At 73.1% G+C, this 17,240-nt stretch carries 17 protein-coding genes; 10 read left to right on the top strand and 7 right to left on the bottom strand.

Annotated elements, in window-relative coordinates; all coding sequences use genetic code 11:
* The first annotated feature begins 199 nt into the window (after positions 1-199).
* From pstS to IG69_RS0112265, 5 genes are all read left to right on the top strand, one after another.
* On the top strand, positions 200-1,330 hold the full coding sequence (pstS, locus tag IG69_RS0112285) for a phosphate ABC transporter substrate-binding protein PstS (protein WP_030528469.1): 1,131 nt from the start codon (positions 200-202) through the stop codon (positions 1,328-1,330).
* A gap of 128 nt (positions 1,331-1,458) precedes the next feature.
* Positions 1,459-2,451, top strand: a complete 993-nt coding sequence (pstC, locus tag IG69_RS0112280; protein ID WP_030528468.1) for a phosphate ABC transporter permease subunit PstC — start codon at positions 1,459-1,461, stop codon at positions 2,449-2,451.
* A complete protein-coding gene (gene pstA, locus IG69_RS0112275) occupies positions 2,448-3,380 on the top strand; it encodes a phosphate ABC transporter permease PstA (RefSeq protein ID WP_030528467.1) in 933 nt (310 codons plus the stop codon). Before pstC ends, pstA begins: the two co-directional genes overlap by 4 nt.
* 46 nt (positions 3,381-3,426) lie before the next feature.
* Positions 3,427-4,203 (top strand): phosphate ABC transporter ATP-binding protein PstB, encoded by a 777-nt coding sequence (gene pstB, locus IG69_RS0112270; protein WP_030528466.1) that lies wholly within the window; start codon positions 3,427-3,429, stop codon positions 4,201-4,203.
* Between the two features lie 237 nt (positions 4,204-4,440).
* Positions 4,441-5,550, top strand: coding sequence for a type IV toxin-antitoxin system AbiEi family antitoxin domain-containing protein (locus tag IG69_RS0112265; RefSeq protein WP_030528465.1), 1,110 nt, complete (start codon positions 4,441-4,443; stop codon positions 5,548-5,550).
* Here the strand turns inward: IG69_RS0112265 and IG69_RS0112260 are convergent.
* The 4 genes from IG69_RS0112260 to IG69_RS0112245 form a co-directional block, all read right to left on the bottom strand.
* Positions 5,523-6,518, bottom strand: coding sequence for an inorganic phosphate transporter (locus tag IG69_RS0112260; RefSeq protein WP_030528464.1), 996 nt, complete (start codon positions 6,516-6,518; stop codon positions 5,523-5,525). The genes IG69_RS0112265 and IG69_RS0112260 overlap by 28 nt on opposite strands.
* A 6-nt stretch (positions 6,519-6,524) precedes the next feature.
* Entirely contained in the window at positions 6,525-7,148 is a 624-nt protein-coding gene (locus IG69_RS0112255; protein WP_030528463.1) for a DUF47 domain-containing protein, read from the bottom strand.
* A gap of 67 nt (positions 7,149-7,215) precedes the next feature.
* Positions 7,216-7,419 (bottom strand): hypothetical protein, encoded by a 204-nt coding sequence (locus IG69_RS0112250; protein WP_030528462.1) that lies wholly within the window; start codon positions 7,417-7,419, stop codon positions 7,216-7,218.
* Positions 7,420-7,685: 266 nt separating this feature from the next.
* Positions 7,686-8,330 (bottom strand): hypothetical protein, encoded by a 645-nt coding sequence (locus IG69_RS0112245; protein WP_030528461.1) that lies wholly within the window; start codon positions 8,328-8,330, stop codon positions 7,686-7,688.
* 145 nt (positions 8,331-8,475) lie between these two features.
* Between IG69_RS0112245 and IG69_RS0112240 the strand changes: the two genes are divergently transcribed.
* Positions 8,476-9,594, top strand: a complete 1,119-nt coding sequence (locus IG69_RS0112240) for a YihY/virulence factor BrkB family protein (RefSeq protein ID WP_211251002.1) — start codon at positions 8,476-8,478, stop codon at positions 9,592-9,594.
* A gap of 29 nt (positions 9,595-9,623) precedes the next feature.
* Here the strand turns inward: IG69_RS0112240 and IG69_RS0112235 are convergent, their stop codons facing one another.
* Complete coding sequence (locus IG69_RS0112235) at positions 9,624-10,940, bottom strand: serine hydrolase domain-containing protein (RefSeq protein WP_030528459.1); 1,317 nt, start codon at positions 10,938-10,940, stop codon at positions 9,624-9,626.
* Between the two features lie 264 nt (positions 10,941-11,204).
* Here IG69_RS0112235 and IG69_RS20250 point away from each other — a divergent pair, with 264 nt between their 5' ends.
* The 4 genes from IG69_RS20250 to IG69_RS0112215 all read left to right on the top strand — a co-directional run bounded on the left by IG69_RS20250 (position 11,205) and on the right by IG69_RS0112215 (position 14,903).
* A complete protein-coding gene (locus IG69_RS20250; protein WP_030528458.1) occupies positions 11,205-12,353 on the top strand; it encodes a serine/threonine-protein kinase in 1,149 nt (382 codons plus the stop codon).
* A gap of 255 nt (positions 12,354-12,608) precedes the next feature.
* Complete coding sequence (locus IG69_RS0112225) at positions 12,609-12,902, top strand: DUF4193 domain-containing protein (RefSeq protein ID WP_030528457.1); 294 nt, start codon at positions 12,609-12,611, stop codon at positions 12,900-12,902.
* 181 nt (positions 12,903-13,083) lie between these two features.
* A complete protein-coding gene (locus IG69_RS0112220) occupies positions 13,084-14,151 on the top strand; it encodes an ATP-binding cassette domain-containing protein (RefSeq protein ID WP_030528456.1) in 1,068 nt (355 codons plus the stop codon).
* A complete protein-coding gene (locus IG69_RS0112215; protein WP_030528455.1) occupies positions 14,148-14,903 on the top strand; it encodes an ABC transporter permease in 756 nt (251 codons plus the stop codon). Before IG69_RS0112220 ends, IG69_RS0112215 begins: the two co-directional genes overlap by 4 nt.
* Positions 14,904-14,918: 15 nt before the next feature.
* Here the strand turns inward: IG69_RS0112215 and IG69_RS0112210 are convergent, their stop codons facing one another.
* Together IG69_RS0112210 and IG69_RS0112205 are read right to left on the bottom strand one after the other, a co-directional pair.
* Positions 14,919-15,254 (bottom strand): hypothetical protein, encoded by a 336-nt coding sequence (locus IG69_RS0112210; protein ID WP_030528454.1) that lies wholly within the window; start codon positions 15,252-15,254, stop codon positions 14,919-14,921.
* 240 nt (positions 15,255-15,494) lie between these two features.
* Complete coding sequence (locus IG69_RS0112205) at positions 15,495-16,307, bottom strand: GmrSD restriction endonuclease domain-containing protein (RefSeq protein WP_211251001.1); 813 nt, start codon at positions 16,305-16,307, stop codon at positions 15,495-15,497.
* Positions 16,308-17,240 lie beyond the last annotated feature (933 nt).

The following is a 17,240-nucleotide window of genomic DNA, read 5'->3' as shown; positions in this document are numbered from 1 at the left end:
GAGGGCGGGACGCGGGAGCGCCCGTCGCGACACGCATCCGTCCCCGGGACCTGACCGTCCCGTCGGCCGATGCTCGGGTGCTGTTCACGCCCCGTTCACCGGTGACGGGCCACGGCGTCACCCGGCGTCCCTACCGTCCTCAGCGTCGGACATCGGTGTCCGGCTCCACGACTCCCCTTGACCTCCGAGAGGTACACCTGTGAAGACCCGCCGCTTCGGCCAGCTCGCGAGCCTCGCCCTGGTCGGTTCCATCGCTCTCGCCGGCTGTGGTTCGGACAACAACTCGGGCACCGGCGCGACCGCCGGCTCCGGCTCGAGCTCCGCTGCCTCCTCCGCGTCCGCCGACTGCTTCGACGGCACCCTGAACGCCGAGGGCTCCTCCGCGCAGAAGAACGCCTTCGAGGAGGCCGCCGCGTCCTACTCGGAGGCCTGCTCCGGCGCCACCGTCAACTACAACCCGACCGGATCGGGTGCGGGCATCAAGCAGTTCATCGCCGGCCAGGTCGACTTCGCCGGCTCCGACTCGGCGCTCAAGACCGAGGAGAAGGACGGCGTCGTCGAGACGGACGCGGCCGCCCAGACCTGCGGCTCCCCCGCCTGGAACATCCCGATGGTGACCGGCCCGATCGCGCTGGCGTACAACGTCCCCGGCGTCGACTCGCTGACGCTCACCCCGGACGTCGCCGCGCAGATCTTCGACGGCAAGATCACGAAGTGGAACGACGCCAAGATCGCCGCGATCAACTCCGGCGTCACCCTCCCCGCGACCGACATCAAGGTCTTCTTCCGCTCGGACGAGTCGGGCACCACCGAGAACTTCATGAAGTACCTCTCGGGTGCGGCCGGCGACGCGTGGAGCTACGACCCGGCCAAGGTGTGGCCCGCCTCCGGTGAGGGCAAGGAGAAGTCCGCCGGTGTCGCCGAGGGCGTCAAGTCCACCGAGGGCGGCATCACCTACGTCGAGTGGAGCTACGCCAAGGACAACGACCTCGGTGTCGCGAAGGTCGACAACGGCGGCGGCGCCGTCGAGCTGACCGGCGAGTCGGTCGGCAAGGCCCTCGAGGCCGCGGCCAACGACGGAGAGGGCAACGACCTGCGCCTCAAGCTCGACTACGCGACCAAGGAGGCCGGCGCCTACCCGATCCTCCTCGTCACCTACGAGATCGTCTGCTCGAAGTACAAGGACGCGGCGACCGCCACCAAGGTCAAGGGCTTCCTCACGCACTTCGCGGACCCGGAGGTCCAGAAGGGCCTCGAGGAGATCGGCTACGCGCCGCTCCCGTCCTCCATCGAGGAGAAGGTCCAGACCGCCATCGCGGCGATCTCCTGACCCACCGGCGCCCGCGGCGCCATCCGGTCGGAGCGTCTCGCCGCCCCGACCACCCGCCACGGGGGCGGGCCGGAACCACCGGCCCGCCCTCTGGCACGACCACCACCCCCACCGAGACCGAGGACGACGTGACGACCTCCATCACCGGCCGCTCGACGATCGACGACGACCCGCACGACGCCGACCGCGCCTCCACCGGCCGGCTGGGCGACCGCATCTTCGGCGGTCTCGCCACCGGCTCGGGCCTGCTCGTCGTCGCGATCGTGACGCTCGTCGGCGTCTTCCTGCTCGTGCAGGCCGTGCCGTCGCTCATGAACAACGACGCCAACTTCCTCCTCTCGCGCGAGTGGAGCCCGAGCGGCGCGAACCCGCGCTTCGGCATCGCCGACCTCGCCTGGGGCACCCTCGTCACCTCGGTCATCGCGATGGTCATCGCGGTGCCGCTCGGCGTCGCCGTGGCCCTCTTCATCACGCAGTACGCGCCGCGCTGGCTCTCCCGCCCGGCGGCGGCCACCGTCGACCTCCTCGCCGCGGTCCCCTCGATCGTCTACGGCTTCTGGGGGCTCAACATCGCGGGCCAGTACTTCGAGCCGGTCGCGGGTCTCCTCCAGGGCGCGCTCGGCTGGGTCCCGTTCCTGTCCGACCAGAACGTCAGCGCGAAGAGCACCCTCGCCTTCGCCGGCGTCATCCTCGCGATCATGATCCTGCCGATCGTCACGGCCATCTCCCGCGAGGTCTTCGCGCAGGTGCCGACGACGCACAAGGAGGGCGCGCTCGCCCTCGGCGCGACGAAGTGGGAGATGATCCGCGTCGCGGTGCTGCCCTACGGCAAGCCCGGCATCATCAGCGCGGCGATGCTCGGCCTCGGTCGTGCGCTCGGTGAAACCCTCGCCGTCCTCATCCTCCTGTCGACCCTCAGCCCGACGAAGGAGTGGAGCTTCTCGATCTTCAACGGCGGCTCCACCTTCGCCTCGAAGATCGCCGGCGGCGCGAGCGAGTTCGACACCCCGCAGAAGACCGGTGCGTACATCGCCGCCGGCCTCGTGCTCTTCGTCGTGACGTTCCTCGTCAACGCCGCCGCCCGCATCGTCATCGAGCGCAGGAAGGCCTTCTCCGAATGAGCACCGCCCAGCTCGACACCACCACCCCCACGACGCCCCCCGGCACCGGGTCCTCCCCGACCCGCGGCCTCGGCGAGAGGTCCGGCGGCCGCGCCGCGAAGGACCTCCTCGCGAAGGTCGTCATGTGGCTGGCCTTCGCCATCGCCGTCGTGCCGCTGGTCTGGATCCTCGGCTCGACGCTCGTCAAGGGCGGCCACATGCTGCTCGAGGCGCAGTGGTGGACCAACAGCCAGGCCGGCATCACCTCGCGGCGCGAGGGCGGCGGCGCCGTCCACGCCATACAGGGCACGCTCATCCAGGCGGTCGTCACCGCCGTGATGTCGGTGCCCGTCGGCGTGCTGACCGCCGTCTACCTCGTGGAGTACGGCCGCGGGCGCCTCGCCCGGGTCGTCTCGTTCATGGTCGACATCCTCACCGGCATCCCCTCCATCGTCGCGGCGCTGTTCGTCTACGCGCTGTGGGTGACGACGTTCGGCTTCCAGCGGGTCGCCTTCGCGGTGACGCTCGCGCTGACCCTGCTCATGATCCCGACGGTCGTGCGCTCGACCGAGGAGATGCTCAAGCTCGTCCCCAACGAGCTGCGCGAGGCGTCGTACGCGCTCGGCGTGCCGAAGTGGAAGACGATCATGAAGGTCGTCGTCCCGACGGCGTTCTCGGGCATCGTCACCGGCATCCTGCTCGGCCTCGCCCGCGTCATGGGCGAGACGGCGCCGCTCATCATCCTCGGCCCGTACACGAAGGTCATCGCGACCGACCTCTTCGGCGGCCTCATGGCGACCCTGCCGACGATGATCAACCAGGACCGCACCGAGGCCCTCCAGCCGGCCCTGGACCGGGTCTGGGGCGCCTCGCTCACCCTCATCCTCCTCGTCTTCCTGCTCAACCTGCTGGGCCGCTTCGTCGGCCGCTTCAGCAAGGTCAAGAGCTGACCCCCGACGTCCCCGACGACCACCTCCGGAAAGAGACACCGCACCCATGGCCAAGCGCATCGACGTCAAGGACCTCGACATCTACTACGGCGACTTCAAGGCCGTCGAGGGCGTGACGATGACCGTGGAGCCCCGCTCCGTCACCGCCTTCATCGGCCCGTCCGGCTGCGGCAAGTCGACCGTGCTGCGCACCCTCAACCGGATGCACGAGGTGATCCCCGGCGGCCGCGTCGACGGCTCGGTCATGCTCGACGACCAGGACCTCTACGCCTCGTCGATGGACCCCGTGGCGGTGCGTCGGACGGTCGGCATGGTGTTCCAGCGGCCGAACCCGTTCCCGACGATGTCCATCCGCGACAACGTCGCCGCCGGGCTGAAGCTCAACGGGCTGAAGAACAAGAAGAAGCTCGACGAGGTCGTCGAGACCTCGCTCAAGGGCGCGAACCTCTGGAACGAGGTCAAGGACCGCCTCGACAAGCCCGGCGCCGGCCTCTCGGGCGGGCAGCAGCAGCGGCTGTGCATCGCGCGCGCCATCGCGGTCAACCCGCAGGTGCTCCTCATGGACGAGCCGTGCTCGGCGCTCGACCCGATCTCGACGCTGGCCATCGAGGACCTCATCAACGAGCTGAAGTCCGACTACACGATCGTCATCGTCACGCACAACATGCAGCAGGCGGCCCGCGTCTCGGACCAGACGGCGTTCTTCAACCTCAAGGCCACCGGCGAGCCCGGGCGCCTCGTCGAGGTCGGCGACACCCAGCGCATCTTCTCCAACCCGACCGAGAAGGCGACCGAGGACTACATCAGCGGCCGCTTCGGCTGACCCGCCAGACCCAGCCCCCTCCCACGCCCGCCCCTCCAACCCTCTCTTCCGACTTATTGCGAGTTCCGCCGCTCGACACGCCCCCCTGCAGCGTGTCGAGCGGCGGAACTCGCAATAAGTCGGGTGGGTCGGGAGTGACGGGGGCGTCGTCCACAGGGGTGCGGACCGCCGGCCGTCGTCCACAGATCAGCGGTGGCCACTGGCGGCGCTCATCGGTCGCGTCCCAGCATCGACCGGGTGCTGCTCACCCGCCTCCAGGCCCTCCCCCAGCCCTTCTTCCTCGACGACGCGGCCGACGCCGGGGTGACGCGGCACCAGGTCGCACGCGCCGTCGAGCGCGAGGTCCTGACCCGGGTGCACCGAGGGCTCTTCGCCGTGACGGACACCTGGCACGGCACTGCATCGTGGGACCAGCACCTCGGACTCGCCGACGCCGCGCACCGGGCGCACCCCGGCTACGTCACGAGCCACGTCAGCGCTGCCGGTCTGCACGGTCTCCCGTTGCCCTCTCGCCGGCTCCCGCTGGCCGTCCTCACTGTCGACGACGACTCGACGACCAGCCACCACGAATGGCTCGACCTGCGGCGCGGCGGGCTCCCCGACGACGAACGCACCAGCCTCGCCGAGGTCGACCTGACGAGCGTCGCCCGCACCGTCGTCGACTGCAGCCGCTCGCTCCACCTGCCAGAGTCGGTCGCCATCGCCGACGCCGCGCTCCGTTCCGGTGCGTGCAGCGCGGCGGAGCTGACCTCCGTCCGACGCGGGCAGCGCCGCTGGCCCGGGGTCACGGGCGCCGACTCCGCGTTCGCCTTCGCCGACCCCCGGCGCGAGAGCTGGCTCGAGTCCGCTTCGGCCGTGACCTTCCACGGCTGGGGGATGCCCCTCGGCGTGCCGCAGGTCGACGTGTTCACCCCGGACGGCGAGTGGCTCGGACGGGTCGACGTCGCGTGGCCCACCCTGGGGGTCGTCGGGGAGGCCGACGGCCGCGGCAAGTTCCTCGGCGCCCCCGAGCTCGGGTTGGGCGACGCACCGGCCGACGTCGCCGCCCGGTTGCTCAGGTCGCACGACCGGGCAGAGTCGATCCGCTCGCTCGGGCTGCAGATGGTCCGCTGGACCTCCCGCGAGCGCACCGAGTCCCCTCTCGCGGTGGTCACCCGCTGGCACCGCGCGGTCGCCGCCGCCGCGGCGACAGGCCATCGGGCGGTCCTGCGGTGCAGCTGCTGCCGACGCCCGCTCACTGATTGCGAGTTCGACCGCTTTCCGGGCCTCACACCGGCGCGTCGAGCGGCTGAACTCGCAAGAAGTCGGGAGAGGCGGGGTCAGGTGAGGGGGGAGAGGGCGGCGTAGACGAGGGCGGCCGCGAGGCCGGCGCCGGGGAAGGTCAGCAGCCAGCCGATGACGATGGAGCGCGCCACGCCCCACCGCACCGCCTTGGCCGAGCGCGTCGCCCCGGCCCCGGTGATCGCCGCCGTGATGGCGTGCGTCGTCGAGACCGGCGCCCCGGTCATCGTCGCGACCCACAGCACGGACGCCGCCGACGCCTCGGCCGCGAACCCCTGCGGCGGGTCGAGGTGGATGATCCCGCGCCCCAGCGTGCGGATGATCCGCCACCCACCGGCGTACGTCCCGAGCGAGAGCACCACCGCCGACAGCGCGAGCACCCACCACGGCACCGACGCGTCGTCGGCCCCCCGGTGCCCCCCGGCCACGAGCGCCAGCACGACGACACCGGCGGTCTTCGAGGCGTCCTGCATCCCGTGGCCGAACGCCATCGCCGCCGCCGACACCGTCTGCGCGTACCGGAAGCCGCGCACCGCCGGCCCCGGCCGCGCCCCCCGGAAGACCCACAGGATGAGCGTCATCAGCACGAACCCGCCGGCCAGCCCCACGACCGGCGAGACGAGCATCGGCACGAGCACCTTGTCGAGGATGCTGTCCCACTTGACGGTCGCCCCGGCCGCGAGCGCCGCCCCGCCGAGGCCGCCGATCAGCGCGTGCGTCGACGACGACGGCAGCCCCCGCCACCAGGTGAGCAGGTTCCAGCCGGTCGCCCCGAGCAGCGCGCCGACGCACAGGACGATCCCCGTGGGCCCGGTCGGCACCGAGACGATGTCGCCGCCGACGGTCTCGGCCACGCGCACGCCGACGAACCCGCCGGCGAGGTTCATCACGGCCGCCAGCGCGAGCGCGATGCGGGGCGTGAGCGCCCGCGTCGAGACCGAGGTCGCGATGGCGTTCGCCGAGTCGTGGAAGCCGTTCGTGTACGTGAAGCCCATCGCGAGGACGACGACGAGGGCCGCGGGCCACCACTCCACGACCGGTCAGGACTCCCGGACGGCGATCGCCTCGACGGTCATCGCCACGTGCTCGAAGCCGTTCGCGGTGGCCTCGAGCGCGTCGATGATGTCCTTGTGCTTCATGACCGTCAGGGGGTCGGCCTTCTTGGCGTTGAAGAGGTCGGCGAGCATCCGGCGGTACTGCTTGTTCGCCCGGTTCTCGAGCCGGTTGATCTCCACCCAGTAGGCGTCCATCTCCTTGAGCGAGCGCAGCCGGGGCATCGCGTCGGCCGTCAGCTCCGCCATCCGCTGGATCACCTCGACCTGCTTGGCCACGCGCGGCATCAGCTCGTCGACGCGGTAGAGGACGATGAGGTCGACCGCGGCCTCCATGAGGTCGACGCACTGGTCGAGGGCGACCGCGAGGGCGTGGATGTCGGAGCGGTCGAACGGCGTGACGAACGAGCCGCCGACCTTGCGGACGATCGCGCGCGTCGCGTCGTCGGCCGCGGCCTCGATCTCGTGCATCTGCTTGAGGATGGCCTCGCGCTCGTCGGCGTCCGCCCCGAGGAGCGCGGTCAGCGCCCCCGCGCCCTCGACGAGCTGTCGGGCCGAGTCGGCGAACAGCGCGAAGAAGGAGGGGTCGGACGGGGTGCGGCGAAAGCCCACGATGAAGGTCTCCCGGGGAACGGCCTGGTGCTCGGGTACAGGCTAGGCCCCCGCACGACACCCCGCGTCAGGACCCCGCATCCTCCGCGGTCGCGTCGTCCCCGTCGGCGTCTGACTCCGCCGGTGCGTCGCCCTCCCCGACCCCGAGGACGGCGTCGATGTGCTCCTGGTCCATGGGGCCGTCGCTGGCCGAGGCCTCGAGCACGAGCGCTCCGACGAGCTCGATCTCCTCCTGGAGCGCGTCGTCGGTCAGCGGGTCGTCCGGTCGCATGTCGTCACCGTAGGGGTAAACACCGCATGACGGCAGGACGCCGACCGGACGAACGGGCGCGGCGTCCAAGACGGCCGCGGGGCGATGAGGTGGATGCCGGACCGGGAGCGCCTCACGGCGCGTGGCCGCTCGTAGCGGCTGATGTTGGGACCCGGGGCTGCCGCGGCCCGGCACCCACGGAAGACCATAACGCGTGCCCCGGCCGGGGATGTTCCCGATGCGGGGACCGATCCGTCGACGGGACCGCCGGACGGGCCGGAGGGCTCTCAGTCGAGCTCGCCGGTGCGCCAGAGCCGCGCGCTGGCCCGCAGGTCCTCACCGGTCGCGAGCAGCGCGGCGCCGCTGCGCGTGAGGTCGGTGGCCGAGAGGGGGTCGAGGACGTCGTGGTCGTGGGCGAGCTCGGCGCGCCCGGCGGCGATGACCGCGCAGAACGCCGACGCCCGTTCCAGCGCCACGGCGAGGTCGCCCTCGAAGACGCCGGCGAGGATCTGGTCGGCGACGCGCATGAGCTCGGCGGGCTCGGGCGGCTCGGCGATGCCCGCGACGACGTGCGCGACGTCGGTGAACCGGATGCCCGCCGCGTACTCGCGGCTGGCGGCTTCCGGGCTGCGCCGCACCCACTCGCGCAGCGCGTAGAGCCGCCACAGCGCGCCGGGCAGCGAGCGCCCCGGCCGTGAGGACCACAGGTCCGCGACGGTCGAGAGGCCGAGGTCGTCGACGAGCGAGACGAGGCGCGAGGTGACCTGCGGGTCGTGGGCCGCGCGTCCCGCGCCGACGAGGATGGCGGCCGTCTGGTGCGCCATCTCGGTGGTCTCGGCGGGGCCGGGCAGGGTGCCGCCGTGGGCCTCGAGGGCGTCCGGGCCGAAGCGCACCGGCCGGCGCGGCACGGGTCGTCCTCCGTCGCTCGTCATCCGGGCAGTCTCGCACCTCGCACGCCGCCCCGTGGCGGCACGGGGCATCGAGGCGCCCTCACCAGCGCCGATGCGGGTGGCCCCGGCTAGGTTGGGAGGGACCGCCGTGCCCCGCCGGGCACCCCCGCACCCCCAGAGGACGACCATGGCCACCGACGCACCCGCCGACCGGCGGCGCGAGCCCGGGGCCGGCCGCGACCGCACGCCGGACTCGCCCACCGACGTCAGCCCCCGCGGATGGCGCCGGACCGCCAAGAACGCGTTCGCGGAGTTCCAGCGCGACCAGTGCACCGACCTCGCCGCCGCCCTCACGTACTACTCGGTGCTGGCGATCTTCCCCGCGATCCTCGCGCTCGTCTCGCTGCTCGGCGTGTTCGGGCAGGGTGAGTCGACGACCGAGCAGCTGCTCGACATCGTGCGTCAGCTCGGTCAGGGCGACGCGGCCGACCAGCTCGAGGAGCCCATCCGCTCGATGATCGGCGCGAGCGGCGCCGGGTTCGCGCTGGTCCTCGGCATCGGCACCGCCCTCTTCTCCGCCTCGGGCTACGTCGGCGCGTTCGGCCGGGCCCTCAACCGCGTCTACGAGGTGCCCGAGGGGCGTCCGGTGTGGAAGCTGCGGCCGCAGCAGGTCCTCATCACCCTCGGCCTCGTCGTGATGGCGGGCCTCGTGCTCGTCGGGCTCGTCGTCAGCGGCCCGCTGGCCGACGTCGTGGGCAGCCGGATCGGGCTGCAGGCGGCCACCGTCACCGTCTTCACCGTCGCCAAGTGGCCGGTGATGCTCGGTGTCGTCGTCGTCATGGTCGCGGTGCTCTACTACTGGACGCCCAACGTGCGCCAGCCGCGCTTCCGCTGGGTCTCCGTCGGGGCCGCGGTCGCCATCGGCGTCTGGGTCCTCGCCTCGGTCGGGTTCGGGTTCTACGTGACGACGTTCGGCTCCTACGCGAAGACCTACGGCTCGCTCGCCGGCATCATCGTCTTCCTCCTCTGGCTGTGGATCACCAACCTCGCGCTGCTCTTCGGTGCCGAGGTCGACGCCGAGCTCGAGCGGGTCCGCGAGCTCGAGGCGGGCATCAAGGCGGAGCACACGGTCCAGCTGCCGCTCAAGGACGCCTCGGGCGCGGAGAAGGCCAAGGAGAAGCTCGATGAGCGGGTCCGCGCGGGGCGCCGGCTGCGGCGGGGCATCCCGGAGCCGCGGCCGCACGACGAGCGCGCCGACGGCGTCGAGCTCGAGCCGCTGCCCTCGCAGGGCGCCCGCCGGTCCTGAGCCGGCAGGCGCCCCGCGGGGAGCCGCCCTCAGCGAGCCGTGAGCGCCTCGGGCAGGGCCTCGGCCCGGGTGTCGAGGCCGGCCGAGAGCCGGTCGAGCTCCACGAGGCTGCGCTGCGCCGCCGCCGGCGGCACGGGCCGGGGGCAGGTCGAGACGAGGGCGTCGACGAGGACCTGGTTGGCCGCCGGGAGGGTCGGTGCGTCGGCGGTGTACTGCCGTCCACCGAAGGCGACGCTCGCCTGGCGGGTGCCGTCGGCGGAGGTGAAGACGAGCGTGATGGTGCCGAACGAGGCGCCGTCGTGGCCGTAGAGGGTGCCGGGCTGCCCGGAGGCGTCCGGGCAGGGGTCGGTCGCGCGGTAGACGCCGAGGCCGTAGGCGAGCGGCTCGGTGGTGCGTGGGGTGAGCATCTGCGCCAGCGAGCGCTTCGAGACGAGCCGGCCCGCCATGAGGGAGCGGTAGAAGGACCCGATGTCCGCGGCGCTGGCGACGACCGCGCCCGCCGACGAGAAGACGCTCGAGCTCGTGCCGTCGAGCAGGTAGGGCCGCTCGAGCACGGCGTAGTCGCCGAGGTGCGCCGGCCCGGCGAAGGTCCGTCCGGTGGTCGGGAAGCGGGCGTCGCGCATCCCGGCCGGGCGGAAGACGCGCTGCTGGAGGAGCGAGGCGACCGAGCGGTGCGTCGCGCGCTGCAGCATGAGCCCGACGACGACGTAGTTGGTGTTGGAGTACGAGAAGGACGTGCCGGGTTCGAACAGCCAGGGCTGGGAGAGCCCGGCCCGCACGAGCTGCCGGTCGGTGCGGTCCCGGGTGAGGACGTCGACGAGCTCGGTGCCGGTCTGCGCGTCGCCGAGGAGCGGTACGAGGTAGTCGGGCAGGCCGCTGCGGTGCGAGAGCAGCTGCTCGAGGGTGACGTCACCGTGGCCGGGCAGCAGCCCCGGCCAGACGTCGTCGACGGTCGTCTCGAGCGTCCACCGCTTGCGGTCGACCTCCTGCAGCGCGAGGACGGCGACCATCGCCTTGGTGACGCTCGCGACGCGCGCGGTGTCGCCGGGCCGGGCCGGGCGCGCGGCGTCGATGGTGCGGACGCCGGCCGCCCCGTTCCAGGCGCGCCCGGTGGCGCCGCGGCTGTGGGCGACGGCGCCCACGGCCCCGGCGGCCGTCAGCTCCTCGAGGCGGTGGTCGAGGCGCGCGCGGGCGGCGGCCCGGTCGTCCCTCACCGCAGCCACCGGCGAGGCCTCCGTCGCGGCCGGGGCGGGGGCGGCCCGGGCGGCGCCGGTGGCGGTCAGGGCGCCGACCGCGCCGAGGGCGAGGCCGGCGCGAAGGCGGTGGAGTCGTCGGGTGCTGGTCATCGGGTTCCCCTCGGGTCGGGTCGGGTGGCGCGGGCGTGCTGCCCTCCTCCGGTCTACCCGTGGGCCGAGGTCCGCGGCTCCCCCGCAGGGCGGGCTCCGGCCTCCCCCTCACGCCTGAGGCGACGGGTGCGCCGGTGCCCGGTGGGGCGGATGGGGTCTCGGTTCGGTCTCATCTCGACAAACCCTCAACACCGCAGGTCAGCCTTGGCGAGCGGACCGCCCCGACGGGCGTATCGTCGTCCCCGTGCGAACGAGTCGACACCGGTGAACCGGCTGCAGCAGGGGTACCGCCTCGGGGGCCGATACCTGCTGGGCTCACGCATCGCCTCCGGCGGGATGGGCGACGTGTGGCGCGCCGACGACGAGGTCCTCGACCGCACGGTCGCCGTCAAGGTGCTGCGCCCCAGCATCGACAGCGAGCCGGTCTTCGCCCGCCGTTTCCGTGACGAGGCTCTCTACACCGCGGGACTCGCGCACCCGAACATCGCGACCGTCTACGACTACGGCGAGGAGGACCACCTCGCGTACCTCGTGATGGAGCTCGTCGACGGCGAGCCGCTCTCGGTCCTCGTGCGCCGTGAGGGAGCCCAGCCGACGGAGCGCGTGCGGTCGGTCATGGCCCAGGCCGCGCTCGCCCTCGGCGCCGCGCACGAGGCCGGGGTCGTGCACCGCGACGTCAAGCCGGCCAACATCCTGCTCACCGCCGACGGCACGGTGAAGCTCACGGACTTCGGCATCGCCCGCGCGCTCGACGGCAGCGGCCACACCCAGACCGGTGAGGTCGTCGGCACGCCGCACTACCTCTCCCCCGAGCAGGCCCTGGGCGAGGCCGCCACGGGCGCCAGCGACCTCTACGCCCTCGGCATCGTCTCGCACGAGATGCTCACCGGCAGAAGGCCGTTCGACCGCAACACGCCCGTTGCCACCGCCCTGGCGCAGGTCAACGACCCGCCGCCGCCGCTGCCCGAGCACGTGACCGGCGATCTGCGCGCGCTCGTCGAGCAGTGCCTGGCCAAGCGGGCGGACGAGCGCCCGGCGAGCGCGCGCGAGCTCGGGGAGCAGCTGTCCGACTCGCCGGTGCGGACGCCGGACGAGGTCGCCGCGCACCACGTCGAGGGTCGCGCCCTGTCGGCCGAGCGCCGTTCCGTGGCGGCCGAACCCCAGGACGCACCGGGGCACGCCCACCACGACCCCGCCCCGACCCCCACCACCCCGGTGGCCCCTCTCGCCGCTCCGCGGGTCCGCCGTCGACGTCGGCGCGCGCTGCACCACGAGCGCGGGAGCGTCCCGGCCGGCCCGTCGGTGACGGTCGGCGAGGACGGCGTCCGGCGCGTCCACTGGGCCTGGCTGCCGGCCACGGCCGTGCTCGCGGCGACGCTCGCCGTCGGCCTCGTCCTCGCCCTCACGCACTGACCGACGCCCGCGGCCGACGGCCCCGTCCGGGGTCGACCAGCCCTCCTGTCGACCCCCGTCGACCACCCACGGGAGGTCGCGCACCGACGGCTGCGGGACCCCTCGGGAACATCGGTGGGCCCCCCACCGTTCACCGAGCAGACGCACCTTCGTCAAACTTCAGACAAAGCTTTGACAAAGGTCCCTGACCTCGACATACTCATGGCTCCGGCCTCACCGCCCCAGCCGACCCAGACCGACCGAGAGGTGCTTGACATGGCAACCGACTACGACGCTCCCCGGGTCCGTGACGGCGAAGAGGAGAAGTCCGACAACATCATCGAGCTCGACGCCGCCCGCTCCCGCGGCACCAGCGTCGACCTCCTCGAGGAGGACACCGAGGCCGTCGACGGCCTCACCCTCCCCGGCGCCGACCTGTCCGACCTCTCCCTCGAGGTGCGGGTCATCCCGCGCCAGGCCGACGAGTTCTCGTGCATCAGCTGCTTCCTCCTCGTGCACCGCTCGCAGGAGTCCAAGCCGGGCACGAGCATCTGCCTCGACTGCGCCTGAGCGTTCGGAACCCGCCGCACCGCACGCCCCCGAAGGCCGCACTCCACCGGAGTGCGGCCTTCACGCGTCCCACCCCGCGCCGATGAGTCCGGCGGCCGGCCCCGGTCCATCCTGACGGGACGGCGACCGTCGTCCCGTGCGACGACGCGGCCCCGCCGTCACGGGGCCCCCGGGAGGGACCATGATCCAGGCACGAGGCCTCGTGCAGACCTTCACGACCCGCGAGGGACGTGCCAAGAAGGAGGTCCGAGCGGTCGACGGCGTCGACCTCGACGTCGCCGAGGGCGAGGTCGTCGGCTTCCTCGGACCGAACGGCGCCGGCAAGACGACGACCCTGCGGATGCTCACGACGCTGCTGCGGCCGAGCGCGGGCACCGCCACCGTCGCCGGCTTCGACGTGGTGCGCGCACCGGCCGAGGTGCGGCGCCGCATCGGCTACGTCTCGCAGAGCGGCTCGACCGGCAGCTTCGCGCGGGCCGGTGACGAGATCGTCGACCACGGCATGCTCTACGGGATGTCCGGGGCCGACGCCCGTCGACGCGGCCGGGAGCTCTTCGAGCAGCTCGACCTCCCCGGGATGTGGACCCGCCAGCCGAGGTCCATGTCGGGCGGCCAGCGCCGGCGCCTCGACATCGCGATGGGTCTGGTGCACGACCCGACGCTGGTCTTCCTCGACGAGCCGACGACCGGTCTCGACCCGCAGGCGCGCGCGAACCTCTGGCAGCACATCGCCGGGTTGCGCACGGAACGCGGGGCCACCGTCTTCCTCACGACCCACTACCTCGACGAGGCCGACACGCTGTCGGACCGCATCGTCGTCATCGACCACGGCCGGATCGTCGCCGCGGACACCAGCGACAACCTCAAGGCGCAGGTGGCCGGCGACCTCGTCGACCTCGAGGTCGTCGACCCCGGGCGTGTCGCCGACGTCGCGGCACGGCTGGGAGCCATCGCGACGGGCGTGGAGGTCGAGGGTCGGCACGCCCGTGGCCGGGTACCGCGCGCGGCCGTGGCCGTGCCCCCGCTGCTGCGCGACCTCGCCGTCGCCGGGACCGACCTCGCGACGTTCGAGGTGCGCCGCCCGACGCTCGACGACGTCTTCCTCGCCCTCACCGGCCGCTCGCTGCGCGACTCCGGCGCCGCCTCCGAGGACCCCGACCCGCCCGGCTCCGCCGACAGCCCCGACAGCCCCGACCGCGCCGACTCGCCGACCACCGACACCAGCCGTCCGACAGGAGTCCGGGCATGACCTTCCTGCGCCAGTCCTTCATCGTCTTCCGCCGCCAGCTGCGGATGAACCTGCGCAACCCGGCGTGGGTCCTCATCGGGCTCATGCAGCCCGTGCTCTACCTGTTCCTCTTCGGGCCGCTGCTGGAACCGATCGCCCGGCAGTTCGGCTATGCGAACAGCTGGACCTTCTTCGTCCCGGGGATGCTCGTCCAGCTCGGCCTCTTCGGCGCCTTCTTCGCCGGCTTCGGCCTGATCTCGGAGTGGCGCGACGGGGTCGTCGAGGCCGAGCGGGTCACCCCGGCGAGCCGCACGGCGCTGCTCATGGGCCGCCTGTGGCGCGACCTGCTGCAGCTGTTCGTCCAGGCCCTCGTGCTCATCGGGCTCGGCTACGCGCTCGGGATGGACGCCTCGGCCGGCGGCGCGGCGCTCGGGGTCGTGCTCACCCTGCTCATGGGCGGGGCGTGCGCCGCCGCCTCCAACGCCCTCGCGCTGACGACGAAGAGCGAGGACGTCATGGCGCCGGTCATCAACGTCGTGATGATGCCGGTGCTCCTGCTCTCGGGCATCCTCCTGCCGATGACGCTCGGCAAGCAGTGGCTCCAGGACGTCAGCGACTTCATGCCGGTGCGCTGGATCACCGATGCCGTCCGCACCTCGTTCCTCGGCGAGTTCGGCAACGACCGGATGCTCTGGGGGTCGGCCTGGGCGCTCGGGCTCTTCGCCGCCGCCATGTGGTGGGGCACGTCGACCTTCCGGAAGGAGGACGCCTGACGCCGGCCCGGCGCCTCAGGGGGTGCCGGGCTCCCGGGCGAGGGTCCCGCAGGACGAGGACGGGTCGCCCGACCCCTCGGGCAGGACGGTGTCGAGGTCGATGCCCTGCTTCTGCGCCACGGCCCCGAGCAGCCGGCACATGTCGTCGACCTGGGCGCTCGACGCGGCGTCCCCACCACCGAGGACCCCGGAGACGAGCTCACCCGACCTGCTCGCCGCGCCGCAGGACGCGAGCAGCGTGATGATCAGCACGATGTTGACCCAGGTCTGGAGCCGGACGAGCGGAGGGCCGGACGGGCCGCGCGGCGGCGGCTCGAACCCCGGGACGGGCGGTGTCTCGTGCGTGGACATGGTGCTGCTCCCCTCACTCGCGGCCCGGAGCGCCGTGCTCCTCGGAGTCTGCCGGACCCGTCGCACGGGTCGAGGGAGGCGATCTCCGCCGGGGCGGCGCGTCGTCGGTCGGCTGACAGGATGCCGGGATGCTCCGTGCCGTCCTCGTCGGCCTGCGCCGGCACGGCGTGCGCGTCGGTCTCCTGTCCAACATCGGCCTCGACCCACGCGATCGGCTGGACGAGCTCCGCGCGACCGGGGCTACTCGCAGACCGTGCCGTCGGAGTCGCCGTCGCGGTACCAGCCGTACTCGACGTCCCGGCCCTCGACGTAGGGGCCGTACCCCGCGGCCAGGGCTGCGCGGCACGAGCCGAAGCGCGGGTCGGGGGTGCGCCCGGAGGAGACCGGTCGCGGCGTCGCGCGGTGTGACGGAGCCGGTTCGGGCTCCTCGGGCGCGCCTCCGAGGGCGACGGGTCGCGTCGTGGGCACGGCCTGCCCGGGACAGCCGCCGAGGACGCGCTCGGCGGCGGCCCGCTCGGCGGCGGTCATCCACAGGTGGTAGCGGCTCTTGACGGCGACCTGGCGGGCGACGTACCCGCAGCGTGCGGCCTTCCGTGGCGGCAGCCAGGTCGCGGTGTCGCCATCGCCCTTCGCCGCGTTCGTGGGCCCGTCCACCGCGAGCAGGTTGAGGGGGTCGTTCGCGAACGCCGTGCGGGTGGCCTCGTCCCAGCGCTGAGCGCCCTTCTGCCAGGCGTCGGACAAGGCGACCACGTGGTCGACCTGCACCGCGCCGGAGGTGCGTGCGCCGCGCACGAAGGCGAGGGTGCGTCCGGTGTAGGGGTCGTGCAGGGTGCCCGACAGGACGACGCACCCGCGCGTACCGCGCTTCAGCGTGACTGCCGAGAGGTCACGCCGGAGGATGTCGTTGCGGGTGTCGCACCCGTTGCGGTCGACGTCGGCCCACGCCTGCCCGAACCGGGCGCGGTCGTACCCGGACTTCGCCGCACGACCCTTGACGGGGATCGAGCCGAGCGTGGCCAGCGCGGTGCCGAGCTCGGGGGGCGACGGCGCCATGGTGGGCGTCGCGGACGGGGACGACGGGCGAGTGGGCGTTCCCGACGGTGTCGACCGCGGGATGAGAGGCGTGCCCGGGAGGCCCGGCGCCCCGGCGGCGCTGGGGGTGTCGGCCGACGCCCCCGCACACCCGGTGAGCGCGAGCACGAGCAGCCCGGCTCCGAGCACCCGGCGCCGGCGCGAGGACCCGTGCGCCACCCGTCCGAGCCCAGGGAGTCGATGGTCATGACTCCCGGTGTGCCGCACCCGGACAGGATGCCCTGGGCCGACCCTGCCGCCACGGGGACCCGCCGAGGAGGGTCCGAACGGACGACGGACCCGCCGATCGGACGGGTGCGTGCGTGGAGGCCTCCCGCCGGCCGCGCCCGAGCGCGACGATGCCGGCGAGCGCGGCCGACGTCATCATCACTCCGGCGACGAGTGGCCACGGCCCGAGCGTGACGGCGTGGACCACCCCGGTGAGCGCGAGGCCCAGACCGGCGACGAGGACGAGGAGCATGGCGAGCACGGAGGCGACGGACGACCCCGGCCCGACGCGTCGGCCAGCGGATGCGCCCGCCGCAGGACGTCGCCCGGGCTCGTGCGACCCCGCCGGGTCTCCCGTCCACGCGATCATGCCGTCGGCTCCTCCCTCATGACCCGACGGTCGACGACCCCCGGTCCGCGATGCCCCGTCGACCCCGGACGCACGACCGTGTCGTGACACCCGGGACCGCGACGCCGGGCACGCTCGTGCCCCACGTCGGTCCCCCGTGACGGCGCGACTCTAGATGTACTCGGCCGGGACGTTGGTGACGCGTAGGCGTTGACGAGGAGGAGAACCTCCGGGTGAGGTCTGCCCGCCCTTCCACGCCATCCTCGACGAGCTGCCCTCCACCGCGCCGCTGCCGACCCTGCGCACCCGTATGGCTAACGAGCGGGCCCTGGGCATCT

The organism is Phycicoccus jejuensis, from assembly GCF_000720925.1.
Taxonomy (GTDB): Bacteria; Actinomycetota; Actinomycetes; order Actinomycetales; family Dermatophilaceae; genus Phycicoccus; species Phycicoccus jejuensis.
Note: the sequence above shows the minus strand (reverse complement) of the source record. Positions and strands in the feature narration are given on the sequence as shown.